A 26,045-nucleotide genomic window follows, 5' to 3' on the forward strand; every position below is an offset into this window, starting at 1 on the left:
AATCAGGCTTGCGTTGGCGATGGGGATACGCGCCCCGCCGTCAGTGCCGTGTGAAAGCGCCGGCCGGAGCGCGTGAAAAAGACGTCAAATCGACCGAAATGAGCCGCTGAGGCGCGCTGGGCGCGCGGCGCGTGACCGCGGCGTGATGCTCGTGACCAGGTGGCGCAACGCGGCGAGCTGCGCCGGTGTCGGGCTCACCTGCACCAGCAGCACGGCCGTGAGGATGAGGCCGGCGCCGACGCCCGCCATCATCGTCAAGCGCTCACCCAGCACGAGATAGCCGCCCAGCGCGCCGAACACGCATTCCGCGCTCATGATGACGGCGGCGATGCTGGCGGAGGTGCGCTGCTGCGCCAGCGCCTGGAACACATAGGCAAGGCCGGTTGAGAACACCCCGAGCACGATCAGCTCCGGCAGCGCGTTGCCAAGGCCGGCGAGCGACAGCGGTTCGAGCGCAAGCCCCAACGCGAGGGCGAGCGCGCCGGCCAGCAGGAACTGCGCCAGCGTGACGGCGCCGGGACGCCGCGTCTCGGCCACCAGCCGGCCGAGATAGACGATCCAGATCGAATAGATCAGCGCCGAAGCCAGCGCGACGAGATCACCCCAGGCAAGCGCGGAGAGACCGCCACCGCCGAGCAGAAGCACGCCGAGCAGCGTAAGGCCGACCGTGGGCCACAGGATGAGGCTCGGCCGCTCGCGCAGCAGCAGCCAGGCGACGATCGGCGTGATCACCGTCGTCGTGGTGATGAGAAAGCTGCCGTTGGTCACAGAGGTGCCGCTGAAGGCGAATTGCTGCGAACCAATTGCAGCCGTGAACAGCCCAGCCGCGATCAGGATATGGCGCCAGAAACGGTGAATGGGGACGCTGCAGCCGCTTTCGCGCAACAGCAGTGGCGCAACGATCACGGCGCCCGTCAGGCAGCGCAGGCCGACCGTGGTGAGCGGCCCTAGATCCTCCAGCACCGATTTCTGTGCGACGTTGCCCGCGCCCCAGAAGATTGCGGAGAGAAGAAGCAGCAAATTGGCGTGCAGCGTAGACATCGCGGGCTCCGAGGATTGGTTCTCGTTTCGGCGCCGCGCCCGAACCATGTCGGCGCCCGGCAGTCCGAGGCCCGCGAGATACGCCCGCCACCGTCGATCTCGCGTGAAAAGTGCTATAAATGAGCGTGAAAAAGACGCTAAAAGACTATACGGGGGACCGAAGAGGGAGTTTCGGCCATTGCATGCGGTGATGCCGGGATCGGAAGCTGCGCGGCTCGAGCTGTTCGGGGGCTTCCGACTGACCTCGGCAACCGGAGCGGACATTGCGGTGTCCAGCCGGAAAAACCGCGCGCTCCTCGCCATCCTGGCACTGGCGCCAGGATGCACGGCCTCGCGCGACCAGCTGGTTCCTCTCCTATGGGGCGATCGCGGCGAGCAACAGGCGCGCAACAGCCTGCGCCAGGCGCTGGTGGCGCTGCGGCGCGACCTGGCTGCGATCGAGCCCTCGCCGCTCGTGCTCCAGGATGACCGGGTGAAGCTGGATCTCGCGCGCTTCAGCATCGATGTCGTCGCGTTCCGCGACCTGGCCGCCGCAGGCAACTGGAGCGCAGCGGCGGAGCTCTACCGCGGCACACTGCTCGCGGGGCTCAATCCCAGCGGTGAAGCATTCGAGGACTGGCTGCGCCTGCAGCGCGACCTCGTCATCGGCAAGGCTGTCACCGTATTGGAACAATTGGCGGCGGAGCAGCGGGGCGAGGCGCGCATCGCCACTGCCAAGCGACTGCTAGCGCTCGACCCGCTACGGGAAGCGTCACACCGCGCCCTGATGTCCGCCTATCACGAGGCCGGGGAAACGGCTCTTGCGCTCAAGCAATACGAAGCCTGCCGCGACATGCTGAAACGCGAACTGGGCGTCGCAGCGGCGCAGGCGACCGAGGAGCTGCGCCGCGCCATCGCAATCGCCAAGGACACGCCGCAGCCAGTCGCGCCGGCACCGCAGCGCGCGCAACACGCAAGACCGAGCATCGCCGTCCTACCTTTCACAAGTCTCGGCGCGCCCGCGGACCAACAGTTTCTGTGTGACGGGATCGTAAGCGACATCATCTTGGCGCTGTCCCGCTTTCGCAGCCTAGCCGTCATCGCACGCCCCTCCTCCTTTGCATTCCGGGACAGCCCGCTGGGGATCGCCGAGATCGGCACCAAACTTGGCGCCAACTACCTGGTGACCGGAAGCCTCCGTACGCTCGGGAAGCGCGTGCAGTTTTCCGTCGAACTCATCGATGTGGGCACACAGGCGGTGGTGTGGGCTCAGAACTATGCCCGCGAACTCGCCGAGATCTTCGCGCTGCAGGACGAGGTCGTCCGGACCATCGCGGCCACGCTGACCGACCAGGTGGAACTCGATATAGCGACCCGTGCCGCGCACAAGCACCCAGGGAGCGTAGCGGTCTATGATCTCGGGATGCGTGGCCTTCAGCACCAGCAGCGCACCACGCGCAAAGACACCCCGCTCGCCATCGACTACCTGGAGCGGGCAATTGCGCTGGACCCCAGCTACTCGGAAGCATATGGCTGGCTTTCGATCGCGCTGCTCCTGAAATGGCAGTTCGATTACGACCGGCCCGCCCTCGATCGCGCCATCAAGGTCGCGCAGCAGGGCGTGGAGCTCGACCCCTACAGTGCGCGCTGCCACATGATGCTGGGTTATTGCCTGCTGACCGCTGGCGACCGGGTGCGGGGGGAGACGCATGGCCGCCGCGCCTTGGCGCTCAATCCCGGAGACGCCTATATCACTGCGCAGTTCTCCCTCATCGAGGCCTACAAGGGCCGGCCCGACGAATGCCTCCGTTATCTGGACGCGGCCCAGGCGCTCAACCCTTATCCCCCCGCCTGGCACGAGGAGTTCCACTCCGTCGCCGCCTTTGTCGCCGGCCGGTACGAGGATGCCAGGATCGGCTTCGAGAACGCGCCGGACACCTATTGGGACAAGCTCTATCTCCTCGCCTGCAATGGGCATCTCGGTCTGCGCGAGGAAGCCGACACGCTGCTAGCCTGGTTCCGTGCACAGTTCTCCAAGCTGCCGCTGATCGAGGCGGCGCGCATGGAGCCGTTCTGGCGCGAGGAGGACCGCGCGCGGCTGGTCGAAGGCATCGAGAAGGCGATCGCCTTGACGCGCGGCGGAACGGTCGTTCGCCTGGAGCGACGCTGACCCCCGTACGCCCTAGAGCAGTACCACGGCAGCCACGAGCGACAGCGCGACGCCGGCGGCGGCGATCAGCGGCCGTACGTCGGCCGGCGGGCGCGTGGCGAGGCCGCGGACCCGCGCCGCGGCCGACCAGCCGGATCGCGAAGGCCCGTTGTTGCAATAGCAGGCGACGTCGTGCAGCTCACGCTCCTTAATACGGAAATAGGTGAGCACGTCGCCCACCGCGTCGCCGGCGAGCCCATCGGCGCGTAGGACGGGGTCGGCGTACGCCACGCTCAGCAGCGAATTGTCGGCCCGCATCGCCCGGCGCTTCGCGCGCGGCATGTGCTCGATCTCGAACAAGGTATTGAGCTGCTTGTCGCCTTCGCGTTCGAGGGCGGCGGCCCACCGCTCGAGCCGTTCGACCTTGGACAACGGCCGCGCCTTGGGCTGGCTTGATTGGACCAAAGCGCGCGTGCGGATCTCGTCCAGACCCTGGTGTTTCATGACGTCCTCTCGATCTTGATCAACAGCCCGCCATAGAGCGGAACTATACGCCTGCCCCCGCCGCGCGGGTGAGCAGAGGATTTTTGCTGTAACGGGGGAAACTCAGACGGCGCGGAAATGTTGCGCGCTTTTCTTCGCCGCTATTCTTCTGGCGGAAGCTGGCCGTCGCTGGCCGAGCAATTGTCGACCGTGTAGCAGGCGGAATAGAGCAGGCTGCGCCCGACGCCGCGCCAGTCCCAGGACTGGCAGCCGGCGAGCATCAGGACCAGGCCGAGCGTGATCATCGACCGCATGGCGGGCGCAATCTTACCGCGTACCGGCATCCCGCAACAGGGCGGCCGGCTTGGGTGCAGCGCGCGTCGATCGCGCCGCGCTATGCGCTCCTCGGTGCGCCGGCGGCCTTGCGGGCACGCCATTCCACCAGCTCAATGAGCGTGGATGTGAGGTCGAAATAATCCTCAATGGCCAGGAACTGCTCGACCGTGGCCCCGCCCTTGCGCAGCGGGAACAGGCCGAACTCGTAGATGAAGCGGCGGCCGCTGGTGGTTGGCGCCTCGCACGCGCCGAACAAGGGCCGGCGCGTCCGGTAGGCGCGGTGATAATAGTCCATCCACGGCTCGTCGAGATCAGCGGGCAGCAGCTCATCGAGATAGCGGCCGGTCAGGTCCATGCCGGTTGCCTCGATCGCCCGTGTTCCCATCAGGCGGTAGCGGATGCGGAACGGTGCGTGCTCGACATCGGCAATGAAGAGATTCGGCAGGAGGCGCTTCAGGTCGGCCGGATCAAGATCGGCACGATCGGGAATGTCGCCGGCACTCTTATCGAGCCACCAGCGGTGAACCGATCGGACCATGTCCGACCGCAGCTCCTGCTCTGTCACTAAAAGGGTCACGGCACGACTCCGGCCACTGACCTGCATTCTTCGCCCGGGAAATTAAGCACATATGAAAGCGGGCGCGGCCGCACTTAAGTCAGAAGCACTAAGGCTGTGCCGGCGCCATCGCGCCGGCTTATCAGCGCATAAATCGCGCAAAGGCAGATTTGGCTAACCCCTTGATCTATCAGCTGAGGCGTATCCGCAGCTGGCGGTTAGAGCGACAATCGTGTCGTCAGGAGACTGGCGGTTTCCCGCGAAACGCGTAGATTGCGGCGCGACAGCCTGCGGATCAGGGCCCGTACGGCTGGGGAGGTGCCTGCATGGGCACCGGGCTGCATGGCTGACTCCATCTGTATCCAATTCGGCGACTGCGAAATCGATGTCGCGGGCTTTGCGCTGTACCGCAACGGCCAACCGAGTCCGATCGAGCCGCAGGTGCTGGAGCTGCTGCTCTATCTGGTGCGCCATCCCGACCGACTGATCACCAGGGACGATCTCATCAAGCATGTCTGGCACGGGCGGATCGTCTCCGACACGACCGTGACCAGCAGGGTCAAGTCGGCGCGCAAGGCAATCGGCGACGACGGCAGCCAGCAGAAATTCATCCGCACCGTGCATGGCCGCGGCGTGCGCTTCATCGCCCCCGTCAGGACCCGAGCGTGCCGCACCGGCGCTGACATCATCGCGACCGGCGGTGCACCGAGCGGCAACGCGGCGCCGCGCGCGGCGGCGCGGCCCAGCTGGCCCGCCATCGCCGTGCTGCCCTTCGCCAACCTCGGCAACGACGCGGACCAGGATCATTTCGCGGACGGTGTGACCGAAGACATCATCACCGACCTGTCGCGCTTCCGCGAACTGCGGGTGGTGGCGCGCGATTCCTGCTTCCGCTTCCGCACGCCCGGCGCCGATCTGCAGGCCATCGGCCGCGACCTCTCCGCCGATTATGTCGTCACCGGCAGCATCCGCCGGCGCGGCGCGAAGCTGCGCCTCACCGCGCAGCTGACCCAGACCGACAGCGGCGAGCAGCTGTGGGCCGAGCGCTTCGACCGCAATGCCGAGGATCTGTTCGCGCTGTCCGATGAGCTGGTGCGCACCATCGCGGGCACCTTGGTCGGCCGGGTACGATCGACCGGCTCCGCGCTCGCCAGGCGCAAGGCGCCAGCCAATCTCGCGGCCTATGAATGCGTGCTGCGCGGACAGGCGGCGCAGGCGCTGATCGGCGAGCCGGCGCAGGAAACGGCGGCGCGCCAGTTCTTCGAGCAGGCGCTGGCGCTCGACCCCGATTATCCCCGTGCGCATGCCGGGTTGGCTGTGGTGCTGCTGTGCGAGTGGTTCCGCACGCCGGATGATGCGCAGGCGCTGCTCGACCGCGCGCTGGAGCATGCGGAAAAGGCGGTGGCGATGGATCCCGAGGATTACGAGTGCCGCGAAACCCTCGGCTGGATCCTGCTGCACTGCAAGTCATACGAGCTTAGCGAGCTGCACTATCGCCGCGCCATCGAGCTCAATCCCAACAGTCCTGCGGAATTGGCGGCGATGGGCTCGGCATGCAGCTTCCTCGGGCGTCCCGACGAAGGCATCCAGTGGTTCGAGTTGGCGCGGCGCGTCGATCCCTATTTCGACGCCACCTGGTACTGGAATCTGCTGGGAGCCACCTACTTCAATGCGCGGCGCTATGACGATGCGGTCGTGGCGCTCGACCGCGTGACCAATCCGCCAGCTTGGGTTAAGGCGTATTCGGCGGCCAGCCACGCCATGGCCGGCCGCATCGATGCGGCGCGGGATATCACCGCCGCCCTGGCAAAAGACGCGCCCAGCTTCTGCGCCCGGGCCATCGTGCGCAAGGAGCCTTACCGGAATCCCGCAGACCTGGCGCATCTGGCGGAAGGGCTGAGCAAGGCAGGATTGTTGACTGAAACTCCGGGAACGAATCACGAAGACCGCGACATCGATGGCTCTTCGCAGTACTATCTGACCGGGCGTTCGCCGTTCATCCACGGTCTGCGCGGCAAGCCGACCTTCCGCGCCTCTTCGTGATCGCGATCATCTGCTCTCCTCGAAATCTCCACGCATCCTCCAAGCATTCCGGCGCGCACCTGCGTAGGGTCCGCGCCGCCGTCGATGGGCGGCGCAACCGATGAGGAGGAGATCGTGCACTATAAGAAGGCTGTTCTGATCGCCCTGGCGGCGCTCAGCGCCATCGTTCTTGCCGGCTTTGTCAGCGTGTCGCTGACCGCCGAGGAGCCCGTGTCCTACCACCCGAATGATCGCGCAAATCACCATCCGCGGCACGTGAACGAGTGACGGTGGGGTGGGTGCAGCTGGCCGCAGGGACGGACGGCCAGCCGCCGCAAAAAGTCCCTAACACTCCCGGCTTCCAGGAAAAAACCTGCAGAATTCTTGCAGATTTCATGGATTGCTGCAGGGAAGCTTGCAGGGAAGAGAGCGCGCGGGGGATGATGCCGCAGACTGAGGGCGGCGCATGGCAGATCCCCAACCTCTGCATCTTTACCTCGGGGCCTATGAAATCGACGTGGCAGCCTTTGAGCTGCGCCGGGACGGCCAGCCTTGCGCGGTGGAGCCGCAGGTGCTGGAGCTGCTGGTCTATCTCGTGCGCAATGCCGGCCGGCTGATCACCAAGAACGATCTGATCGAACACGTCTGGGGCGGGCGCATCGTGTCCGATGCCACCCTCGCCAGCCGGCTCAAATCCGCGCGCCGGGCCATTGGCGATGACGGCGAGCAGCAAAGGCTGATCAAGACCGTCCATAGTCGCGGTGTGCGCTTCGTCGGCGAAGTCAGGGTGGCGCCCGATTCAGCAGCGGCACACGTGGGACCGCCGCCAGAGATCGCGCCGGATCTCTCCTCGAGTGCCGGCGTGCCGTCGATCGCCGTGCTGCCCTTCGCCAATGCCGGCGGCGATCCAGAGCATAGCCATCTGATCGACGGCCTGACCCAAGACATCATCACCGACCTGTCGCGCTTCCGCCAGCTGCGCGTGATCGCGCGCGATTCCTGCTTCCGCCACCGCGCGTCCAGCGCGGGCATCAAGGAGATCGCCAAGGCGCTCGGCGCCGATTACGTGGTGACCGGCAGCGTGCGCTGGCAAGGATCGCAGCTGCGCCTCAGCGCACAATTGACGGCTGCCGACGGCTGCAACGAGCTGTGGGCCGAACGGTTCGACCGCAACACAGAGGATGTGTTCGCGGCGACCGACGAGCTGGTGCGCACCATCGTCGGCACCCTCGCCGGCCGCGTGCGCGCGGCCCTCGCCAAGCGCAGGCCGCCGGCGAATCTCGCGGCCTATGACTGTGCCCTGCGCGGACACTTGGCGTCGCACAAGATCGGGGATCCCGAAGCGGAAGCCGAGGCGTTGCGCCTGTTCGAGCAGGCGCTGCGCCTGGACCCGGACTATCCGCGCGCGCATGTCGGCGTCGCCATCATGATGCTGCGCGACTGGTTCCACGGCGGCGCCGGCGCGGAGACCGCCATGGAGCGCGCGTTGTTCCACGCCCAGAAGGCGGTGGCCCTGGACGGCGACGACAACGAGTGCCAGGAGACACTGGGCTGGGTCCTGTTGCATCGGCGTTCGTTCGACCTGAGCGAGCAGCACTATCGCCGCGCGGTCGAGCTCAACCCCAACTCCCCCGAGGAACTGGCCGCGATGGGCATCGCCTGTTCCTATTTCGGCCGTCCGGAGGAAGGCATCGGCTGGTTCGAGTTGGCGAAAAAGGTCGATCCGTTCTTCGAGCCGTACTGGTACTGGAGCCTGCTGGGTGCCGCCTGTTTCAATCTCCGGCGGTACGAGGACGCGCTCGCTGCGATCGCGCGCAATCCGAAGCCGCCGGCGTGGGTCAGGGCCTATGCCGCCGCCGCCCAGGCGCTGGCCGGCCGCATCGACGCTGCACGCGCGGCGGCCGCGAAGCTGGCGGCGGACGCGCCGGAGTTCTCCGCTGCCGACCTGCTGCGCAAGGAGCCCTACCAAAAGGCCACGGATCTCGAGCATCTGCGCGTCGGCTTGCATTTGGCGGGGCTTCTGGCCGCGGCCGAGCCCGCAGCCGAAGTGCCGCAGACCAACTGCGCGGAGGCGCACCAGTACTACCTGATGGGCCGCTCCTTCTTCATCAATGGCGGCTGGGGCAAGCGCGCGCTCGAAGTCGCGCGGCAATTGTTCGTCAAGGCGATCGAGGCCGATCCCGATTTCGCACAAGCCTATGCGGCACTGGCCAGCTGCGATTGTCATCGGCTGCTGCTGGAGGTGCCCGACGTCACCTTCCAGACCATCGCGATGGAAAGCGCCCGTGCGCTAGAGCTCAAGCCCGATCTTCCCGAGGCCTATGCCGCCAAGGGGATGGCGCATTTCGCGGCTGGCGAATCCGAGCTGGCCGACGAAGCGTTCCAGCAGGCGATCGCGCTGGGGCCGTGCTGCTTCGATGCGCACTTCTTCTATGGCAGGCACTGCCTGTCGGAGGGACGGCACGCCGGCGCGGCGCGCTTGTTCGAGCTGGCTGCGGACCTGAACCAGAACGATTACGGTGCGCTCGGCCTGCTGGTCGATGCGTATCGCCAGCTGGGCCGGCACGAGGACAGCATGGATGCCGCGCGCCGCTGCCTGGAGCGGATCAGCGTCGAGGTCTCCGCCCATCCCGACAATTCCAGCGCGCTTGCCTTCGGCGCCATTATCGCGGCCGAGCTGCACGACCGGGAGTTGGCGTTGGACTGGGCGGCGCGGGCAAACGCGATCGATCCCGACGATCTCGTGGTGAATTACAATCTTGCCTGCACCTACGCGGCGCTCGGCGAGTTCGAGCGCGCGATGCGCTGCCTGCACTGCGCGATCCCAGGCGATCCGCTCAGTCGGCGGGCTCTCACCGCGTGGATGCGGATGGACATCTCGCTCGACCCCCTGCGCCCTCTGCCGGAGTTCCAGCGCCTGGAGCACAGGCTGGAGGAGGAGCTCCTGGATCATTCAGCGGAAACGGCGTCACTCCTGCGATCGGCTGAGTAGGTCAGGCGGCCGGCGTCATGTGCCGCGGGCCAGGACCTCGCGCAGCTTGTCGCCGAGTTGCTGCACGGTGAAGGGCTTGGGCAGGAAATTGACGCCGGGATCGAGCACGCCGTTGTGCACGACCGCATTGCGCGTGAAGCCGGTGGTGTAGATGACGCGCAGGTCCGGCTTGCGCTTCACGGCTTCCTCCGCCAGCTTGCGGCCGTTCATGTCCGGCATCACGATGTCGGTGAACAACAGCGCGATCTCCGGATTGGCATCGAGCGCACGCAGCGCCGCCGCGGCGCCCTCGGCCTCGATCACGGCGTAGCCAAGCTCGCGTAGCGAATCGGCAGTCAGCGTGCGTACGTTCTGCTCGTCCTCGACCAGCAGGATGAGCTGCCCTTGGCCATCTGCTTCGGCGGCGTGCCGCGTATCCTCGCTCGGCACCTCCTCCGCGCCGTAGAAGCGCGGCAGATAGATCTTGATCGTCGTGCCTTGTCCGACCTCCGAATAGATCTTCACGTGCCCGCCCGACTGCTTGACGAAGCCATAGACCATGGAAAGACCGAGCCCGGTACCCTTGCCCACGTCCTTGGTGGTGAAGAACGGATCGAACGCCCTCGCGATTACCTGCGGGCTCATGCCGGCGCCGGTGTCGGTTATGGCGATCAGGACATATTGGCCCGGCGGCACGTCGTCGTGCTGGCGAGAGTAAGCCTCGTCCAGCAGGTAGTTCGCGGTCTCAATGGTGAGCCGGCCTTGCCCGCTCATTGCGTCACGCGCATTGAGCGCGAGATTGAGGATGGCGCTTTCCAGCTGGTTGGCGTCGACATGGGTCAGCCAGAGCCCGCCGGCCAGCACGGTCTCCAGCCGGATGCTCGGGCCCAGGGTGCGGCGCAACAGGTCGGACATGGACGTGACCAGCTTGTTGGCATCGACCGGCACCGGCGCCAGCGCCTGCTGGCGCGAGAAGGCGAGCAGGCGCTTGGTAAGGTTGGCGGCGCGCGTCGCACCATCGCGCGCCATCTCAAGATATTTGGCGTAATCCGTCTCGCCCTTGGCCAGCCGCCGCTCGACCATGTTGAGGGCGCTCATCACGACCGCCAGCATGTTGTTGAAGTCGTGGGCAATGCCGCCGCTCAAGTGGCCGATCGCCTCCATCTTCTGCAGCTGGCGCACCTGCTGCTCGGCCTCTTGGCGGCTGCTCATCTCGGCGACCAGCGATCGATTGGCGGCCTCCAGCTCCTGCGTGCGCGCTGCGACCTGTCGCTCCAGGATTTCCTCCGCGCGCTTCTCGCGCTCGATGTCGATGACCGAGGCGACGGCGCCAACGATGCTGCCGGAGAGGTCGCGGATCGGCGCCGCGATCTTGCGGATCCAGTGGCGCGTGCCGTCGGCGGTCTCGGCGATACATTCGATCTCCGCGGTCTCGGCATGGCCGTGCAGCACGCGATAGACCGGCAGCTCGTCCTCGCGCACCGGCGTGCCGTCACCATGGCTGAGCGGCCAGGCGAAGAAGGATCCGGCCCGGCGGCTCTCGGGGCCCAGGAACCGCTCGAGCTCCCGGTTGCCGTCCAGCACTTCGCCCTGCGGCCCGGCAATCACTACGCCGACAGGCACCGTATCCAGGATGGCGCGCACGCGCGACTCGTTGCGGCGCAGCTCATCCTCGATCCAGTCGCGTGCCTGCGCCTGCCGCAACAAGGCGGCCGCCAAATCATGGATCTCGCGCACCGGCGAATGCAGGTCGAGTGCCTGCATCGCCTCGGCGTTCGTGAAGCCAGTGTTCGCAAGCTCCCGCAACGGGCGCGACGCCACACGCCAGAGCGAGAACACCAGGAAGATCGAGACCGTCAAGGTCAAGACGCCAAAGCCCAGGAACCCGATCACCTCGTCGCGCAGCGGCGCCTCGATGGTCGCGGTCGGCAGGCTGGCGGCGACCAGCCAGTTCGAGAGCAAGGTGCGGGCATAGCCGACCAGAATCTCCTCGTGATAAGGGTTGGGGCCGCGGAAATTGCCTTCGGGGCCGGTGGCCAGCTCGAGGAAGGCCGGCACGCCCGGCTTGCCGCTGAAGGAGGCGTGCCCAGGCGCGCGCGTGACATAAGTTCCTTGCCGATCGCCGATGCCAACCACCCACGGACCGACCATGCCTGGCGTCAACAGGGTGGCGATGCGTTGGGTCGGTGCCTGGAGACTGAGGAGATAGCGAAAGTCCCCGTCGATGATCACCGGCACGACGACGGCGAAAGCCGGCTCGTTCGTCGCCGGCTCCAGAAAGACATCGGACACGATCGGTCGCTTGATCGCGATCACCTCCGCATCGACCGCCAGATGGGACGTCGGCAACGTCGCGCCCCATGGCTGAGCACTGTTCACCATCTGCCGCCCGTCCGGAGTGCGCAATGTCAGGCGAGCCCCCACCATCTGCGATACCTGCGTGGCCTGGGCGTGGAAGCCGGCGAAATCGCCGGCCCTCAGACGCGATGAAATTGCCAGTGTGTTCAGCGTGGTGATGAGGCCGTTGAGATCGCGGTCGATCACCGCCGCGATATGACGCGCGCTGGTCAGCGCCCCCTGCGCGTAGCGGTCCCGCTCGCCTGTCGCATAGCGCAGCAGCAAAAGGCTGGTGAACACCAGCCCCGGCCCGAGCAGCAGCACGATCAGGAAGACGAGCAGCGCCCGCGTCGAGAACCGGGGCAGCCTGCCCGACTTCACCGGCCGCCATATGCCGTGCTTGGCTTCCACGCGTCCCCCGATCCGCCGAGGCCGCACCGGAGTGCGGTCCCTCCTTGCGCTCGGCAACGCTCGCATGGAATCCGGATGGGAGACAATAGCGGGCGCGGTGCCGCTAAGCCTTGTACGCCCCGACCCCCTCGCCGAGGAATTCGTTGTTGGCTTCGCGCACCTTGGCGGCCGCGTCGTCGTAGAGGAAGGGCAGGAAGGCGTAGCGCCTGCCGGCGGTGACGGGCGACACTTGATGTAACAGCGAGCAGGAGAACACGCAGGCTGTGCCGGTCGGCAGCTTGAAGCCTTTCGGGCCATATTCGGGGAAGCTGATCTCGCCGCCCTCGAACGCATCATTGAGATTGATGGAAACGGCGAAGCGGCGATGCGCCGTGCCCTTGGTGGTGTTGTCGCGATGAGCGCGGAAATGGCCGCGCTCGTCAGCGGTGTAGCAGCCGACGAGGTAGCGCTCCATGCGCGTCACCTGGAACTGATGCACCTTCAGGATCTCCGGCACGATGCGGCGGTGGATGCGCACCTGGGTCTGGCGGATCATCGCCTGATCTTCCAAGAGCACGTCGCGGCGCACCTTGTGCTTGGTGTCGCGGATCTCCACCGTCTTGCCGTCGACCTCGCGCATGAAGCCGGATTCCTTGCCGCCTCTCGCCTCATAGATCGCGATCAGCTGCGCACAGAATTCCGGCTCGAACACATTGGGCAGGATGAGCACAGGCACCGGCACGTCGATCCCGGCGAATCTCTCGGGCGCGGGCAGAGCCTTGAGATAGTCGATGAGGCCGGGAATCTCTCCGCCCTGCGGCTGGAAAGGCATCACGCGCCTGACTCGCAGCGTGGGATCGAGTACGACCCAGAAGCGCCGCATCTCCAGCCGCTTGGGATTGGGCACCGCCTGCGTGGAAATGGCGCCATAGAGCCGCGCGACGGTACCATCAAAATCCCAGAAGAAACGCAGGCCCGGCATGGAATCGGCGACGCGGCCTTGCGTCTCGTCATTGGGATCGAGGCTAACGCCGAAGAAGCAGGCGTGATTGTCGTCGAACAAAGCGCGGTTGGCGACGATGGCTGCGAGCGCGCGCCGGCCGTCTTCGTCGCCTGCGGTTCCGTAGAAGCACAGGACGATCCAGCGCCCGCCGACCGTGTCGAATGCATAGGCCGGGTTGTTGCCGCAGCGCTGATGGAACCACGGCGCGGGATCGCCCGGCGACAGGTTGACGAATGTCTTGGGCTTCGCCTTCTGCGGGATCATGTATCTGTAACCTTGATTGCCCTCGAGTGGATCGGCGCTATGCTGGCGCCGCAATCCCACCTTGAGGAGAAATCACCATGTGTCTTCTGTCAACTTTGCTGGCTGCGGTGCTCGGGACAGCGGTCACGCTCGCCCCTGCTTTCGGCGCCGAACGCTGGCAAAGGCTTCCGTCCCCGCCCGCCATGCCGGTCTCGGTCGCGGCCGGCTACGCGCCAGTCATTCACATGTATTACGCCGTCTATGGCGCGGGCGACCCAGTCCTCTTGATCCACGGCGGCCTCGGCCACGCCAATATCTGGGCCAGCCAGGTCAAGGACTTGAGCAGGGATCACATGGTGATTGTGGCAGACAGCCGGGGTCACGGCCGCTCCACGCGCAACGACCAGCCCTATAGCTACGAGCTGATGGCGTCGGACTACTTGGCGCTGCTGGATTATCTCAAGGTGGACAAGGTGGCGCTGGTGGGGTGGAGCGACGGCGGCATCATCGGCCTCGACATCGCCATGAAACATCCAGAGCGGCTGAGCAAGCTGTTCGCGCATGCCGCCAACGCGACGGTCGATGGCTTGGCGCCGGATGTCATGGAGAACAAGATATTCAACGCCTACATCGAGAAGTGCGGCGAGGACTACCAGAAACTCTCCAAGACGCCTGACCAGTATGACGCCTTCGTCGAGCAGCTCAGCCACATGTGGGAGACCCAACCCGCCTACAGCGATGCCGAGCTCGCCAGGATCACTGTGCCGACTGCGATCGTGCTCGGCGACCATGACGAGGCCATTACGCGCAAGCATACCGACCACCTGGCCGCGGTCATCCCGGGGGCGAAGGAGGTGATCCTGCGCAATACCAGCCACTTCGCGATGCTGCAGGACCCGGCAGGCTACAACAAGGCGGTGCGGGATTTCCTGGCGGAGTGATGAAAGCCGCCCACTTCATCACGACTGAAGAGCGGAAGGAGGCCTACGTCCGCCGCGCTTGCCCTGCCCGTGCGAGCGTGGCGATGTCCATCAGCGCGCGCTGGGCGATCTCGTCCTTGATGGCGTAGGCGCGCATGGCTTGCGCTTCGGCTTCGATCAGGCGCTCGAGGGCGCGGCCGATGCGTGTGGTCGACCATTGGCGCGCCTCGCGCTGCATGCGCTCGCGCTGATTCCAGAACAAGGGCGGGCGCAGCGCGCCGGCGGCGGCTTCGAACGTGTCGCCGGCCGCCATCCGGGCGACCACCTGGTGCAGGCGCTGGAAATGGCGCGCGGCGCTGCGCAACAGCTGGATCGCCTCCACCTCCGCAAAGCTGCGGGCATAGTGCCGGTCCAGATCGGCAACGTTGCCTTCCGCCGCCGCGGCGATCAGGTCGTCGAGCGCAAAGGCGGCGCGATCGCCGATGCAGGTCATGGCGTCGGCCAAAGTGACCTCGCGCGCCGGTGCGCCCACTTGGGGCTCGCCCATATAGAGCATGAGCTTGTCGAGCTCGCTGCGCGTGACGCCGCGGTCGCCGCCCAGGTGCTCGGCCAGGTAGGCCTGCGCATCGCGCGCAATGGAATAGCCACCGGCCTTGAGATGGGCGGCGATGAGCGGACCGAGCTGGGATTCGCTGTCGCGATAGCACCCGAAGGCGCCAGCGGTCCCGGCGGATTCGAAGACCTTCACCAGTTCCGCCCTGCTGCCGATGTCGCCGGCCTCCACGATCAGCAGGGCGGAGCCCGGCGCCTGCGCCGCGATGGCCGAGGCGATCTGGTCGGCGATGGCGTTGGTGGCTTGCGCGACGCACACCACGCGCCGTCCGCCCAGCATGGAGATGGCGTTGAGCTCGTCGGTCAGGCGCGCGCCGTCACTGCGGATGTCGTCTGGTGTCAGCTCGGCCAGGCGAAAGGGATCGTCGCCAGCGCCCAGGACGGCTCTTTGCGCAAGTCCGGCATATTCATGCGCCAGCCCTTCGTCGGGGCCATAGAACAGCAGCGCACCGATCGAATCGGGAGACTTCAACACGCGGTCGAGCTTGGACTTGTCGAGCTTCATGCCCGTGCTTGGCGGGATCGGCTTAAGGGTTGGCCCAGGCGCCGACGGGCTCTTCGCCGGGCGGGCCGGGGATCACCGGCGCCGGCGTTCCGGCAGTCAGGAACACGGCAACGCGGGTGTGGATCTGATCCGCCAGCTGCAAGGTGCCACGCCGTAGCGTGTCCTGATATGCCGTGAGGTCGTTCAGCGGATCGTCGAATTCGTCATAGCCGGTGGTGATCGCCGCGCGCTCCGTCATCACGACATTGCCGGACCTGTCGCGCAGCGAATAGAAGGCGTTCATCTCGACATTGCGCCGCGAGGCGCTGAGGTCGCGCCTGGAGAGCGCGCCATACGTCCGGATGCTGAGGCTGACGTCCAGCGAATAGGTGGACAAGTCGGGCTGGCCCAGCGGATTGAAACGGTCCCGCAGCGCGTTGTGCAGCTGCTGCCCTTCGCGGTTGCTGATCGGCGAGATCTCGACGCGCGCCACCTGCTGATGGACGGTGACGCCGGCCTCATTGGTGTTGGCGCTGCCATACATCGGGCGAAAGCCGCAGCCCGCCAGCGCCGCGAACGCACCGGCCAGAACCAGCGACTGCAGAATCCCCCTACGCGACCACATTGACGATCCGGTTCGGCACCACGATCACTTTCTTGGGCTTCTTCCCGTCCAGCGCCTTGATCACCGCCGGCTCGGCCAGGGCCACCCGCTCCGCTTCCGCCTGGTCGCAGTCGCGCGGCAGGTGGATGGTTGCGCGCAGCTTGCCGTTCACCTGCACCGCGACCGTCACGGTCTCGTCGATCACCAGCTTGGGATCGGCGAGCGGCCAGGCGGTCTCGGCCAGCAACGTGCCATGGCCCAGGCGCTGCCACAACTCCTCCGCCAAGTGCGGCATGGCGGGGCCGATCAGCAGGACCAGCGTTTCCAGCGCCTCGCGCCGCGCCGCCAAGCCGGCGGGATCGCTGAGATCCGGCGCCTTCACCTCGGCCAGAACGTTCGCGTACTCGTAGATGCGCGCGACCGCCCGGTTGAAGCGGAACTTCTCGATATCGTCGGTGACGCCGGCAATCGCCTTGTGGGTGGCGCGGCGCAGCTGCTCCGCGGCACCGTTCGAGCCCGCCGACGCATTGGCCGGCTTGGCCAAGGCCGGATGATCCTCGATCCAGCCGGTGACGATGCGCCACAGGCGCTGGGTGAAGCGCCAGGCGCCCTCGACGCCCGCCTCGGTCCACTCCATGTCACGCTCGGGCGGTGAATCCGAGAGCACGAACCAGCGCGCGGTATCGGCGCCATAGGTCTCGATGATGCGCGCCGGCGGCACGACATTCTTCTTGGACTTGGACATGACCTCCTTGCGACCGATCTCGATCGGCTGCCGGGTCTTGACATGCACGGCTGTCCCGTCGGGATGCTTCTCCACCTCTTCGGGATAGAGCCACTTGCCGGCGTCGTCCTTGTATGATTCGTGCAGCACCATGCCTTGCGTGAACAGGCCCTCGAACGGCTCGTCCAGCTTGGCATGGCCGGTCAGGTGCATGGCGCGCATGAAGAAGCGCGAATAGAGCAGGTGCAGGATCGCGTGCTCGACGCCGCCGATGTACTGGTCGACCGGGAGCCAGTAATCGACCGCGGCGCGGTCGACCGGCTTGTCCATCACGCGCGGTGAGCAGAAGCGCGCGAAATACCAGCTGGAATCGACGAAGGTATCGAAGGTGTCGGTCTCGCGCTGCGCATCCTTGCCACAGCTCGGGCACTTCGTGTGCTTCCAGGTCGGATGGTGGTCCAACGGATTGCCCGGCTTGTCGAACGTCACGTCGTCAGGCAGCAGCACCGGCAATTGCTCGGCCGGCACCGGCACAATGCCGCAGTCGCCGCAATGAACCATCGGGATCGGGCAGCCCCAGTAACGCTGGCGCGACACCAGCCAATCGCGCAGGCGATAGATGGTGGTTCCCTCGCCCGCGCCGATCTCCTGCAGTTTGTCGCAGGCCTTTTGGATGGCGTCCGGGATCGAAAGGCCGTTCAGGAAATCGGAATTGTAGATCGTGCCGTCGCCGGTATAGGCGACGTCGTCGACCTGGAAGGTCTCCGGCGTCTCGCCCGGCGGCAGCACCACCGGAATGACCTCGAGACCGTACTTGCGCGCAAAGTCCAGGTCGCGCTGGTCGTGACCGGCCGATCCGAAGATCGCGCCGGTGCCGTATTCCATCAGCACGAAGTTGGCGATGTAGACCGGCAGCCGCTTGCCCGTGAAGGGATGGATTGCCTCCAGCTTCAGGCGATGTCCGCGCTTCTCCTGGGCCTCGATCACCGCCTCGGACGTGCCGGCCGCGCGGCATTCGGCGATGAAGGCGGCCGCACCGGGATCGCTCTTCGCCACCTTGTCCGACAGCGGATGGTCGGGCGACAGCGCCAGGAACGACGCGCCATAGAGCGTGTCGGGCCGCGTGGTGAAGATGGTCTGCTTCTCGGCAATGCCGTCGATCTGGAAATGGACATAGGCGCCGGTCGACCTGCCGATCCAGTTCTCCTGCATCAGGCGGACCTTCTCGGGCCAGCGGTCCATCTTCTTCAGCGCTGCCAGCAGGTCGTCGGCGTAGGCGGTGATCTTCAGGAACCATTGGGAGAGCTTGCGCTTCTCCACCGGCGCGCCGGAGCGCCAGCCGCGGCCGTCGATCACCTGCTCGTTGGCGAGCACCGTGTGGTCCACTGGGTCCCAATTGACGAAGGCCTCCTTGCGATAGGCGAGACCGGCCTTGTGGAAATCCAGGAACAGGCGCTGCTGCTGGGCGTAATAGCCGGGATGGCAGGTCGCGAGCTCGCGCTCCCAATCCAGCGACAGCCCCATGCGCTGCAGCTCGGCGCGCATGGTTGCGATGTTGTCGTAGGTCCAGCTGGCGGGGTGGATTTTCTGGTCGCGCGCAGCGTTCTCCGCCGGCAGGCCGAACGCATCCCAGCCCATGGGGTGCAGGACGTTGAAACCGCGCGCGCGCTTATAGCGGGCAACCAGGTCGCCCATCGTGTAGTTGCGCACATGGCCCATATGGATGCGCCCCGACGGATAGGGGAACATCTCCAGCACATAATACTTGGGGCGGCTGGGGTCGGCCTCGCTTGCAAAGGCGCGGCGCTCAGCCCAGGCGGCCTGCCATTTCGGCTCGGTTTCTTGGAAGTTGTAGCGCGACATCAGGCTCTAAACTTGCACAAAGGGATTCGGCCGGCACCATAACAACTGCCAGCCGGCCTGCAAGCTCCTGTAATGCCGTTATTGGGATCCGGCGAGGCGCATCTGGCGGGCGCGGGTCAGGATCGCGTTCTCGAGGTCGGTCGCGGTGTTGAGCGCGACCGGCGCATCGACCCAGGTGCTGCCGCGTATCTGCTGGCGGAATACCGAGGCGCGGATGCCGTCGGCCCTAAGCGCCCGGCCCAGGATGTAGATGTTGACCTTGAACCGCTCATCCGGTGCAGAAGGCGGGGTGTACCAGTCGGTGATGATGACCCCGCCGAACGGGTCGGCCGAGACCAGCGGCATGAAGGAAACGGTGTCGAGGGAGGCGCGCCACAGCAGGTTGTTGACGCCGATGCCCCCGCCGCCCTGGTCCTGCGGGAGGTCCGGGCCGAAAATGCCGCCTTCGCCGAAGACGCCGGCTTCCTGCTCGTACTGAACCCTGGACCCGGGCTTCTGCCGGGGAACCGGGTACTTCGCTTCGCCGCCCAGATCAAAGTTGCAGCCGGCCAGGACCAGACATGCTGCGGCCACAAAGGCTCTGCGCGCCCACGTTCCCAGTTGGCGCGATCCGCCACTTTTTGCGGCAACATTCATATTGACGGCCCTTCTGTGCATTTCCTAAGAACGCCGCGCTGCTGCCTTCGGATGCTGGGACGTTCGGGCGCGCCCCTTTTGGCTCCGCCGGCGACCTCGCCTCCAAGGCCCCTTGGCATGCTGGCGAACGAGCATTCTGGTACGCGAAATGGCGCAGCCCGGTCAAGTACGCTAAACCGCCGTAAGCGGGCCGTTTTGGCCAAGCCGGCGCGGCAAAAAATCACGGGAACGGCGGACGGCATGTCCAAGATCATCTGGCTCGCGAGCTATCCCAAGAGCGGCAATACCTGGATGCGGGCTTTCCTGCATAACCTGCTGCGCAATCCCAGCGAGTCCTACGACATCAACAAGATCACGGACTTCTCCACGAGCGACTCGTCCATCAACTGGTACCACGCGCAGACCAAGAAGCCGTGGGACCAATGGACGCCGCTCGACGTGGCGCGGATGCGCCGCGGCACCCAGCTCGCGATCTGCGCCTGGCGGCGCGACGACACCTTCGTGAAGACGCACAATGCGTCGATCCTGTTCCTGGGCTACCCACTCATCTATCCGGACCTGACCGCAGGGGCCATCTACATCGTCCGCAACCCACTGGATGTGTGCATCTCGCTCGCCCACCATTACGGCTGCGATCTCGACCGCGCGATCGATATCATGTCGGATGAAACGACAGGGTCGAACACCAACGACAAGCTGGTCTACGAGGTTCACAAGGGCTGGTCTACGCACGTCGATTCCTGGACCGGCCAGCAGCGCCCCGGCCTCGCGGTGCTGCGTTACGAAGATATGCTGAAGAACCCGATCAAGTCCTTCGGCGGCCTCGTCAGCTTCATGGGCCTCAATCCGCCGCGGCAGCGGCTCGAGCGCGCGATCGAGCGCTCCTCCTTCAAGGCGCTGCGCGACCAGGAGGACCAGAAGGGCTTCAAGGAGAAATCCCCGCACGCCCAGAAGTTCTTCCGCGAAGGGCGGGCCGGCCAATGGCGCGATGTGTTGACGCCAACACAGGTAGACAAAGTTGTCTCCCTGCACAAGGAACAGATGCAGCGATTCGGCTACTGGCCCCTCACCTGAGGGCAGGAAGGTCGTCGACAGAAGGGCTACACGTCGCCCTTCGTATAAGGACTATGATCTGATTCTCCATGGTTTCACCGGCACTTGCGGCTGGCCTTTCGTCCTGTGGCCCTGCCGCCACAGGTCTTGGGAATTTGCCACAGCTGAGTGGCCCCACGGGCGCAATTGGTTTGACACTCGATAGCGCATTGAGGATGGTTTGCGTGGCTTCAAGCCCGATGGTTTGGCTGGTTCTGCCGTCACCGGTGACTGCGTAGTTGCTAGGTAGCACCAGATAAACACGCAGGGTTTGAGCCGTGGGGCACCTGGGGGAACTTCAATCTCCCCCGGTGGCAATCGCAAACTTAGGGAATCTCGAGATGAAGAAAGTTCTCTTGGGTACCACGGCCGTGGCGTGTGCTGGCTTGGTCGCCAGCCCGGCGTTCGCGGCCGATGGGATCAAGCTCGGCCTGGGCGGCTACTTCCGCACCGCCTACATGGTCGTGTTCGACGACGATGACGAAGGTGAACTTGGCAATGAAGCCAACACCGACGGCATCTTCAGCGATGGTGAAATCTACTTCACCGGTTCGACTGTGCTCGACAACGGCCTCGAAGTCGGTGCGCGCGTCGAGCTCGAAGCCGAGCAGGACACCGACCAGATCGACGAAGCGTGGGTGTTCTTCTCCGGTGGTTTCGGTGAAATCCACATCGGTTCGGAAGACGACGCTCTGGCCAACAACTGCTTGCTGCCGCCCGGCGGCACCGGCAACTTCTCGGCCTTCTCGCCGAACCAGTGGGGCGCCAACAACGCCGGCTTGGTTGCTTCTCCGATCGCTTTGACGTCCAACACGGCTTGCACCGGCGTTGACGATCGCGGCGACGCCCAGAAGGTCCTCTACGTCACGCCGAACTTCGCCGGCTTCCAGCTGGCGTTGTCGTACACGCCGAACGGCGGTGACGAGTTCCACAATGGCGGCCATGTTGGTGGTCCGCACACCGGCATGCCGGTCAACCTGGACGGCGAGTCCCGTCATAACCTCGCGGGCTACCTGACCTACTCCTTTGCGGGAGACGGTTGGGGCATCGACGCTGGTGCGGGCGCTTCGTTCGAAGGTCATGTCGAACAGCAGCCGGGACCGAATCGTAAGGAGCAGGACTTCTACCAGGCTGCCGTGAACCTCACCTTCGGCAACTTCGCCATCGGTGGTGTGTTCGAGTACTTCAACGACCTGTTCTCGTTCAACGGCGTTGTCGACGGCGACGCTTGGGTTGCAGGCGGCGGTATCGCCTACACGATGGATGCGTTCACCGTGGGTGCGCAGTATTCGCACCAGGACGCTGAGTTCGATTCCGTCATCGGCGATCTCGACACCACCATGGATCGCATCGTCCTGACGGGCGACTACGCCATGGGCCCGGGCATCAACCTCGATGCCTCGGTCGGCTACACCTGGGTCGATACTGATCCAGAGCTCGCGGCTGGTTTCGACGACTACGACGCCTTCGAGATCGGCCTCGGCACGCGTTTCACGTTCTAAACCGAAACGCGAGATCCGGTTCGCCGGGTCTCAAGTGTCAGTCACTTTGGGGGGAGCGGGCAACCGCTCCCCCTTTCTTATTCGCGCGTGGCGCCGGCAACCATCTCAGAGCGGCACCGCGCGTGGTGGCCTTTTCCGGCGCTGGCGGCGGCGTTATTGTCCGCAGCTTGAATGATCGGCGAAGGATCGGATTTTGTGACGATGCTTGATGCCGACGCGATCCTGACCGCCCGGCGCGCGCGGCTGGAGCGCGGCGACCGCTTTCCGAACTTTCTGCTGCCCGATCGGACCGGCGCGGTCCGCTCGCTTCTCGAGCGCGCACGGGGCTGGGGCCTAGCCGTCTTCCTCGACCCCGACCAGGCGCTCAGGGCGACCTTGAAAGAGCTTGGGCCGGGTTACGGTGCCGCCGAGCTCGACTGCATCGTGCTGGACAACGAAGCGGCCGACGACTCCGATCTCTGTGTCCTCGCCGACTCCGTGGGCAAGGTCCGCGCCGGCCTGCGCGAGATGAGCGGGCAACAGGCGGTGCGGCCATTGGCCTTCCTGCTCGACCGCAACCAGCGGGTCATCGCGGTGGAAAGCGACGGCGACTTGGCGCAATGGGCGCTCCGGCGTTGGACGGAGGGCATCGAGGCTGCCAAGCGCAGCGACCAGGTGAGCGCGGTGGCGCCGGTCCTGATCGTGCCGAATGTGCTCTCACCCCTGGAATGCCACGCGCTCATCGAACGTTGGTCGCGCGACAACCGCGAAGGCACGGTGGCCTCGATCATCAAGGGCGAGGTCGTCCAGCGCGAATATGAAAAGATGAAAAAGCGCCGCGACCACACGATCGCCGAGCAGCGGGTGGCCGAACCGCTGCTGGCTTTGCTTGCCCGACGCCTGGCGCCCGAACTCGACAAGGCTTATCACTATCGGCGGTTCCGCATGGATCGGCCTCTGATCGTCTGCTACGACGCGGAGCGCGGCGATTATTTCCGCCGTCATCGCGACAACCAGACCCCGGCCACCGCCAACCGCCAGTTCGCGCTGACCCTCAACCTCAACAGCGGGTACGAAGGCGGCGAGCTGATCTTTCCCGAGTATGGCGACCAGCGCTACAAGCCGCCGGCCGGCGGCGCGATCCTGTTCTCCTGCTCGCTGCTGCACGAGGCGCTGCCGGTGACTGAGGGCCGGCGCTTTGCCCTCCTTACCTTCCTTCGGGACGCGAATCAGAGCGCCTGATGGGTCATGAATAATGACCTATACACGTTTGACACACAAAGCTGAGTTGACGTGCCTTAACGGTTCGGAAACCATAGCTCTGAAACAATGCGGTCACGGTTCATGGTGGTGGTCCATGCCGGCCGTTCGGTTTCTTCGGGAGTGCACGTGACAAAGACGCTCCTGGTGAGCACTGCTCTCTTGGGTGTGGGCGCGATGGCAAGCCCGGCGGCCGCAATCGATGATGTGGCGCTGAGCCCTGGTGGCTTCTTCGAGAACGCCTACATGGCGACATCCGATGATAGCGGCGAAGGCGATCTCGGATACGAGCAGGTTTCCGGCAGCTTCGGCGAAGTCCGCGTCGGCGCCGACGATGCGCTCCCCAATACCTGTGTGGTTGCCCCTGGCGGCACCAGCCACTTCTCGGCCTTCGCCCTCAATCCGTGGGATCCGGACGCGCTGACCTCCAGTGCATGCGCAGGCGTTGACAACACAGACGACGCGCAGACCTTCGTCTACATGACGCCAGCTTTCGCCGGCTTCCAGCTCGCGCTGTCGTACATGTCCCGCGGCGGTACTGAGGTGGATGCTGCGCGCGGGCTGACTGGGTTGCCGACCGGTCCCCAGGACGAACCGCGCCAGGATGTCCTGCTCTACAGCACGTATTCGTTCGAGGGCGACGGCTGGGACTTGAGCGCCGGCTTGGGCTCATCGTTCGCGGGTGAAGCCAGCCAGGAGGCTGGCCCCGACCGCAGCGAGCAAACGTTCTACCAGGCGGGCTTGAATCTCACTGTCGGCGATTTCGCGGCCGGCGCCGTGTTCGAATACTACAAGGACCTGGTCGACCGGAACCTGACCGATCTCGACCGCTGGGTCGCAGGCGCGGGCATCGCCTACACGATGGACGCCTGGACGTTCGGTGCGCAATACGCGCACATGGACCAGAACGGGGACGCCGCGGCCGACGAGCTTCAGCAGGATCGCTTTTCGCTGACCGGTAGCTATGCGTTCGGCCCGGGCGTCAACATCGACGGCGAGATCGGCTATCGGTGGATCGAGGCCGATCCGGAGGCCGACACCACCGAGGGCATCGAGGCGGACGACGGCAGCGCGCTCGAGATCGGTATCGGCACCAACTTCACGTTCTAGCGTGCGCCACACCTGCGCCCGACCGCGCGACTCGCTCGGCGCGAGCGTTGCCTCCTGAGATGGGATGACAGCCGCAGCACTGCGCCGATTTGCGCTTGTACCGAAAAGTCACCCCGTACGTTGCATGATGTCCACGGTGGCGTGACGTGGGCTGATCGTGGCCCGCCGCAATCGCGCAGGTGAGTCCCGTATCCCCTTCTGATCCTTGGCCAAACGGCCAAAATTCCCTGCACCTATTGTCAGCATCTTTCAATTATCGTAACCGTGCAGGTTACGGCTAAGAGTTGTAAATTCCTAATCCGGCTCGCAAGAAGGGTTTTGTTTTACAACCACTTATCGCTTGAGGCCCAGGTAAAGGTTCCGCCAATCTCCGCCCGCCTGCTTCGAAGCGCGTTCTAGGGGGACGTTTCAGCAGCCGATTCAGCGCCTTGCCATTTGAGGGAGTCCCCCAATGAAAAGAATTACCCTTTTGGGAAGCACCGCCTTGGTCGGTGCAGGGATGATGGCCAACCCCGCCATGGCTGCCGACGGAATCAAGCTCGGCCTCGGCGGCTTCTTCCGCACCGCCTACATGGCGACCTTCGATGACGACAGCGAAGGTGAACTCGGCAATGAGCGGAACACGGATGGTGTGTTCAGCGACGCTGAAATCTATTTCGACGGCGAAACCACGCTGGACAACGGCCTCACCGCCGGCGCGCATGTCGAGCTGGAGGGCGAGCAAAGCACCGACCAGATCGACGAAGCCTATGTGTTCTTCTCCGGCGGATTCGGCGAAATGCGCGCCGGATCGCAGGACGATGCGCTGGCGGGTTCCTGCCTTCTGCCGCCGGGCGGCACGGCCAACTTCTCGGCCTTCTCGCCGAACCAGTGGGGCGCCAACAACGATGGACTCGCGACGACTGGCAATGCGGCGGTCGGCGGTGTCGTCGGCCTGACCTCCAACGCAGCGTGCATCGGAGTCGATGACAACGAGGACGCCCAGAAGCTCGTCTACATCACGCCAAGCTTCGGCGGGTTCCAGCTCGCTCTGTCCTATACGCCGAACGGCGGCGATGAGACCCATGAGGAGTTCGGCGGCCCCCATATCGGCATGCCGATCAATGAAGACGCGGAATCGCGCCACAATTTCGCAGCCTACGCGACCTACACCTATGAAGGCGACGGCTGGGGCTTGAGCGCCGGCGGCGGCGGATCCTTCGAAGGGCACGTGGAACAGAGCAACGGTGCGCCTGACCGCGACGAGCAGAAGTTCTATCAAGCGGCCTTGAATCTCACTTTCGGTCAGTTCGCGATCGGCGGTGTGTTCGAGTACTACAATAACCTGCTGGACCAGGGTTCGTTCATCAACGCCGATGGCGACCTGATCGGCGATCACAATGTCGATGCCTGGGTTGCGGGCGGCGGCGTGGCCTACACGCTGGATGCCTGGACCTTGGGTGCTCAATACTCCCACCAGGATGCCGACGACGATGGTGGCGACGGCGTCGACTTCACCATGGATCGCGCTGTCCTCACCGCCGACTACGCGCTCGGCCCCGGCATCAATCTAGACGGCGAGGTCGGCTACAGCTGGATCGATACCAGCCCCGAGGCCGGCGACAATATCGATGACTACGATGCCTTGGAGATCGGTATCGGCACTGCGCTCACGTTCTAGCCGACCTTTCGGTCTCTGAAGTCTCATTGCGATTGCCTCCTCCCCTCTCCCTCTCCCAGAACCCACTGGGGGAGGGATTTTATTTGGCG

At 65.2% G+C, this 26,045-nt stretch carries 20 protein-coding genes; 10 read left to right on the forward strand and 10 right to left on the reverse strand.

The window, feature by feature from the left end:
- Positions 1 to 84 precede the first annotated feature (84 nt).
- Positions 85 to 1,041, reverse strand: a complete 957-nt coding sequence (locus DTX69_RS30195; RefSeq protein ID WP_162917231.1) for a DMT family transporter — start codon at positions 1,039 to 1,041, stop codon at positions 85 to 87.
- A gap of 190 nt (positions 1,042 to 1,231) precedes the next feature.
- Between DTX69_RS30195 and DTX69_RS15835 the strand changes: the two genes are divergently transcribed.
- A complete protein-coding gene (locus DTX69_RS15835) occupies positions 1,232 to 3,190 on the forward strand; it encodes a BTAD domain-containing putative transcriptional regulator (protein ID WP_162917236.1) in 1,959 nt (652 codons plus the stop codon).
- Between the two features lie 12 nt (positions 3,191 to 3,202).
- Here the strand turns inward: DTX69_RS15835 and DTX69_RS15840 are convergent, their stop codons facing one another.
- The 3 genes from DTX69_RS15840 to DTX69_RS15845 all read right to left on the reverse strand — a co-directional run bounded on the left by DTX69_RS15840 (position 3,203) and on the right by DTX69_RS15845 (position 4,526).
- Positions 3,203 to 3,673, reverse strand: a complete 471-nt coding sequence (locus DTX69_RS15840; RefSeq protein WP_119302519.1) for a hypothetical protein — start codon at positions 3,671 to 3,673, stop codon at positions 3,203 to 3,205.
- A 140-nt stretch (positions 3,674 to 3,813) separates the two neighbouring features.
- Positions 3,814 to 3,966, reverse strand: a complete 153-nt coding sequence (locus DTX69_RS30200; protein WP_162917243.1) for a hypothetical protein — start codon at positions 3,964 to 3,966, stop codon at positions 3,814 to 3,816.
- A gap of 80 nt (positions 3,967 to 4,046) precedes the next feature.
- Positions 4,047 to 4,526 (reverse strand): PAS domain-containing protein, encoded by a 480-nt coding sequence (locus DTX69_RS15845; RefSeq protein ID WP_162917249.1) that lies wholly within the window; start codon positions 4,524 to 4,526, stop codon positions 4,047 to 4,049.
- A gap of 360 nt (positions 4,527 to 4,886) precedes the next feature.
- On the opposite strand from DTX69_RS15845, the gene DTX69_RS15850 reads away from it, so the two are divergent.
- From DTX69_RS15850 to DTX69_RS15860, 3 genes are all read left to right on the forward strand, one after another.
- Complete coding sequence (locus tag DTX69_RS15850; RefSeq protein WP_119302521.1) at positions 4,887 to 6,587, forward strand: winged helix-turn-helix domain-containing tetratricopeptide repeat protein; 1,701 nt, start codon at positions 4,887 to 4,889, stop codon at positions 6,585 to 6,587.
- 114 nt (positions 6,588 to 6,701) lie between these two features.
- Positions 6,702 to 6,854, forward strand: coding sequence for a hypothetical protein (locus DTX69_RS15855; RefSeq protein WP_162917252.1), 153 nt, complete (start codon positions 6,702 to 6,704; stop codon positions 6,852 to 6,854).
- 178 nt (positions 6,855 to 7,032) lie between these two features.
- Complete coding sequence (locus DTX69_RS15860; protein ID WP_119302523.1) at positions 7,033 to 9,558, forward strand: TPR end-of-group domain-containing protein; 2,526 nt, start codon at positions 7,033 to 7,035, stop codon at positions 9,556 to 9,558.
- 15 nt (positions 9,559 to 9,573) lie between these two features.
- Here the strand turns inward: DTX69_RS15860 and DTX69_RS15865 are convergent, their stop codons facing one another.
- Positions 9,574 to 12,285: an ATP-binding protein gene (locus tag DTX69_RS15865; protein ID WP_119302524.1), complete on the reverse strand. Its 2,712-nt coding sequence runs from the start codon at positions 12,283 to 12,285 to the stop codon at positions 9,574 to 9,576.
- Between the two features lie 103 nt (positions 12,286 to 12,388).
- Positions 12,389 to 13,531 carry a 2OG-Fe(II) oxygenase gene (locus DTX69_RS15870; protein WP_119302525.1) on the reverse strand — a complete coding sequence of 381 codons (1,143 nt, stop codon included), beginning with the start codon at positions 13,529 to 13,531 and terminating at the stop codon, positions 12,389 to 12,391.
- 77 nt (positions 13,532 to 13,608) lie between these two features.
- Between DTX69_RS15870 and DTX69_RS15875 the strand changes: the two genes are divergently transcribed.
- Positions 13,609 to 14,451, forward strand: a complete 843-nt coding sequence (locus DTX69_RS15875; RefSeq protein WP_119302526.1) for an alpha/beta fold hydrolase — start codon at positions 13,609 to 13,611, stop codon at positions 14,449 to 14,451.
- 43 nt (positions 14,452 to 14,494) lie between these two features.
- Here DTX69_RS15875 and holA read toward each other — a convergent pair whose 3' ends face one another.
- The 4 genes from holA to DTX69_RS15895 all read right to left on the reverse strand — a co-directional run bounded on the left by holA (position 14,495) and on the right by DTX69_RS15895 (position 19,353).
- Positions 14,495 to 15,547 carry a DNA polymerase III subunit delta gene (gene holA, locus DTX69_RS15880; protein WP_119302527.1) on the reverse strand — a complete coding sequence of 351 codons (1,053 nt, stop codon included), beginning with the start codon at positions 15,545 to 15,547 and terminating at the stop codon, positions 14,495 to 14,497.
- Positions 15,548 to 15,569: 22 nt separating this feature from the next.
- Complete coding sequence (lptE, locus tag DTX69_RS15885; RefSeq protein WP_119302528.1) at positions 15,570 to 16,151, reverse strand: LPS assembly lipoprotein LptE; 582 nt, start codon at positions 16,149 to 16,151, stop codon at positions 15,570 to 15,572.
- A complete protein-coding gene (leuS, locus tag DTX69_RS15890; protein WP_119302529.1) occupies positions 16,138 to 18,717 on the reverse strand; it encodes a leucine--tRNA ligase in 2,580 nt (859 codons plus the stop codon). Before leuS ends, lptE begins: the two co-directional genes overlap by 14 nt.
- Positions 18,718 to 18,795: 78 nt before the next feature.
- The gene (locus DTX69_RS15895) at positions 18,796 to 19,353 is read right to left on the reverse strand and encodes a DUF3576 domain-containing protein (protein WP_119302530.1); all 558 of its coding nucleotides are present in this window, start codon (positions 19,351 to 19,353) and stop codon (positions 18,796 to 18,798) included.
- Positions 19,354 to 19,593: 240 nt separating this feature from the next.
- On the opposite strand from DTX69_RS15895, the gene DTX69_RS15900 reads away from it, so the two are divergent.
- The 5 genes from DTX69_RS15900 (at position 19,594) to DTX69_RS15920 (ending at position 25,956) form a co-directional block, all read left to right on the forward strand.
- A complete protein-coding gene (locus tag DTX69_RS15900) occupies positions 19,594 to 20,427 on the forward strand; it encodes a sulfotransferase domain-containing protein (protein WP_162917253.1) in 834 nt (277 codons plus the stop codon).
- Between the two features lie 329 nt (positions 20,428 to 20,756).
- Positions 20,757 to 21,947, forward strand: coding sequence for a porin (locus tag DTX69_RS15905; RefSeq protein WP_162917254.1), 1,191 nt, complete (start codon positions 20,757 to 20,759; stop codon positions 21,945 to 21,947).
- Positions 21,948 to 22,148: 201 nt separating this feature from the next.
- Positions 22,149 to 23,168: a 2OG-Fe(II) oxygenase family protein gene (locus DTX69_RS15910; protein ID WP_284735824.1), complete on the forward strand. Its 1,020-nt coding sequence runs from the start codon at positions 22,149 to 22,151 to the stop codon at positions 23,166 to 23,168.
- 102 nt (positions 23,169 to 23,270) lie between these two features.
- Positions 23,271 to 24,296 (forward strand): porin, encoded by a 1,026-nt coding sequence (locus DTX69_RS15915; RefSeq protein WP_162917256.1) that lies wholly within the window; start codon positions 23,271 to 23,273, stop codon positions 24,294 to 24,296.
- A 451-nt stretch (positions 24,297 to 24,747) separates the two neighbouring features.
- Positions 24,748 to 25,956: a porin gene (locus DTX69_RS15920; protein ID WP_119302535.1), complete on the forward strand. Its 1,209-nt coding sequence runs from the start codon at positions 24,748 to 24,750 to the stop codon at positions 25,954 to 25,956.
- Positions 25,957 to 26,045 lie beyond the last annotated feature (89 nt).

This window comes from Dongia deserti (genome assembly GCF_003574735.1).
Classification (GTDB): domain Bacteria; phylum Pseudomonadota; class Alphaproteobacteria; order Dongiales; family Dongiaceae; genus Dongia_A; species Dongia_A deserti.